This is a genomic window from Chloroflexota bacterium, assembly GCA_016875535.1.
In the GTDB taxonomy this organism is placed as follows: domain Bacteria; phylum Chloroflexota; class Dehalococcoidia; order SHYB01; family SHYB01; genus VGPF01.
In genome coordinates this window covers 1-2,780 of record VGPF01000081.1, presented here as the reverse complement: position 1 = coordinate 2,780, position 2,780 = coordinate 1, and the positions used below count along the sequence as shown (strand labels likewise).

Sequence of the window (2,780 nt, the reverse complement as noted above, 5' to 3'; positions counted from 1 at the left end):
GTGCTGGGTGGCGATGTTACGGATGAGCTCCTGGATGACGACAGTCTTGCCGACGCCCGCGCCGCCATAGGCGCCGACCTTACCGCCTCTGGCGAAGGGGCTGATGAGGTCAATGACCTTGATGCCCGTTTCGAGCATCTGGGCGGTGGTCTCCTGCTCCTCATAGGCAGGGGCGGGGCGGTGGATGGGCCAGTGCTCGCTGACCTTGACGGCGCCGAGGTTATCCAGGGGGTCGCCAAGAACGTTGAAGAGGCGGCCGAGGGAGCCGGGGCCGACGGGAACGGCGATGGCCTGGCCGGTGTCCTTCACCTCAGCGCCACGCTGGAGGCCCTCGGTAGGGCCAAGGGCGAGACAGCGCACCCAGTTGTTGCCGATGTGCTGTTCCACTTCAAGGACGAGCTTCTCCTTGGCGACGGTCAGCTCAAGGGCGTTGAAGATGGCAGGGAGTTTGTCCTGCGGGAACTCCACGTCCACAACGGTACCGATGACCTGCACCACTTTGCCTGTAGCACCTGCAGCCATACTTACCTCCTAGCCTTCCAGAGCGGCAACGCCGCCGACGATATCGAGCAGTTCGTTTGTGATGGAGCCTTGGCGGGCCTTGTTCAGCTCGAGGGTGAGGCCGCCGATCATTTCGAGCGCGTTTTCCGTGGCGTTCCTCATGGCCACCATGCGGGCGGACTGCTCGCTGGCGATGGCCTCAAGGAGCGCCTGATAGACCTGCATATCCACATAGCGGGGGAGCAAATCATTGAGGAGATCGGCCCGGGCAGGCTCGTAGATATAGTCAACGCCGAGCTTGCCGACGGCCGTCTGATCCGCAGTCTCGCCTTCGCCCTCCATGGATGCGGCATCCGGGGCGATGGGGAGAAGCTGGCGCACGGCGGGCTTCTGCACCATGGTGGAGATGAAGTCGGCGTAGATGATGTCCACGCGATCCACGGCGCCGGAGGTGTAATCATCCACGATGAGCTTGGTAATGGGCAGGATATTGATGATGCTCGCCTTATCCGACATATCGGTGAAGACGGCCTTGACCTTCTGCCCATGGCGAATCATGAAGTCGCGGCTCTTCTTGCCGACGGTGATGACCGTCATGGAACGCTTCTCTTCCAAGATATGCTGAGCAGCCCTGCGGTTCAGGTTGCCGTTCAAGCCGCCGGTGAGGCCGCGGTCCGGGGTGATGTGCACCAAGAGGATGTTCTTCACCTCACGACGCTGGAGCAGAGGGTGGGTGTCTTCGCCGTCGCCTGCTTGTCCGGTAAGGTGGCTCACCACAGCGCGCATCTTTTGGGCGTAGGGCCTGCTGGCTAGGGTGCGCTGTTGGGCACGGCGCATCTTGGAGGCGGCAATCATCTCCATCGCCTTGGTGATCTTGGCGGTGTTCCGGACGCTTTTGATGCGCCGCCGTATGTCTCTAACGCTTGCCATGATTCATCCTACGGGCGACCGCGATGGGCCACCCAGGTCATTTAGTACGGAACGGTCTTCTTGACCTCGTCTATGGCCGCCTTGAGTTTGTTCTCCATATCGGCCGAAAGGTCTTCCGTCTCCTTGATGGACTTGCCGACTTCCGGGTGGTTGGTGTTCATGAAGCGCAGGAAGGCTGACTCGAAGGAGGTGACCTTAGAGATCGGCACGTCATCCAGGTGGCCGTTGACGCCGGCATAGACGACCATGACTTGATCGGCCAGGGGGAGGGGGCTCTGGACGCCCTGCTTGAGGAGTTCCGTCATTCGCTGGCCGCGCTCCAGCTGGCGCTTGGTGGCGGCATCCAGGTCGCCGGTGCCGAACTGGGCGAAGGCGGCCAAGGCGCGGAACTGGGCGAGGTCAATGCGGAGGCGTCCGGCGACCTTCTTCATGGCCTTGGTCTGGGCGGAACCGCCGACGCGGGAGACGGAGATACCGACGTTCACGGCAGGGCGATTGCCTGCGTTAAAGAGGTCGGCCTCCAAGAAGATCTGGCCGTCCGTGATGGAAATGACGTTGGTGGGCACGTAGGCGGAGACGTCGCCGGCCTGGGTTTCGATGATGGGGAGGGCTGTGAGGGAGCCGCCGCCGTACTCCTTCTCCACGCGGGCGGAGCGCTCAAGGAGGCGGCTGTGGAGGTAGAAGACATCGCCGGGGTAGGCTTCGCGGCCCGGGGGGCGGCGGAGGAGGAGGGACATCTGGCGGTAAGCCCAGGCGTGCTTGGAGAGGTCGTCATAGATGATGAGGGCGTCCTTGCCGGTCTCCATGAACTCTTCGCCCATGGCGGTGCCGGAATAGGGGGCCAGGTACTGGAGCGCAGCGGACTCGGAGGCGTTGGCGGCAACGACGATGGTGTGGGCCATGGCGCCGTTCTTCTCCAGGGCCGTCACGGTCTGGCGGACCTTGGAGGCCTTTTGGCCGATGGCGACATAGATGCAGATGAGGTCGCCACCCTTTTGGTTGATGATGGTGTCAATGGCGATGGCGGACTTGCCGGTGGCGCGGTCGCCGATGATGAGCTCGCGCTGGCCGCGGCCGATAGGAATCATGGCGTCAATGGACTTGATGCCCGTCTGCACGGGGCGATTGACGGACTTGCGGGTGACAACGTTGGGGGCGACGCGCTCGACGGGGCGAGTCTTTGCGGCCCTGATGGGGCCTTTGCCGTCAATGGGCTGGCCGAGGGCGTTGACCACGCGGCCCACCAGGGCTGGGCCCACGGGGACCTCAGCCACGCGGCCGGTGGAGCGGACCTCATCGCCTTCCTTGACGAGCTTGGTCTCGCCGAAGACGATGGCGCCGACGGTCTC

At 63.4% G+C, this 2,780-nt stretch carries 3 protein-coding genes; all 3 read right to left on the bottom strand.

The window, feature by feature from the left end:
* A partial coding sequence (locus FJ039_12600) for a F0F1 ATP synthase subunit beta (GenBank protein ID MBM4406986.1) occupies positions 1–522 on the bottom strand: 522 nt, incomplete at its 3' end.
* Between the two features lie 9 nt (positions 523–531).
* A complete protein-coding gene (atpG, locus tag FJ039_12595) occupies positions 532–1,431 on the bottom strand; it encodes an ATP synthase F1 subunit gamma (protein MBM4406985.1) in 900 nt (299 codons plus the stop codon).
* Between the two features lie 41 nt (positions 1,432–1,472).
* A partial coding sequence (locus FJ039_12590) for a F0F1 ATP synthase subunit alpha (protein ID MBM4406984.1) occupies positions 1,473–2,780 on the bottom strand: 1,308 nt, incomplete at its 5' end.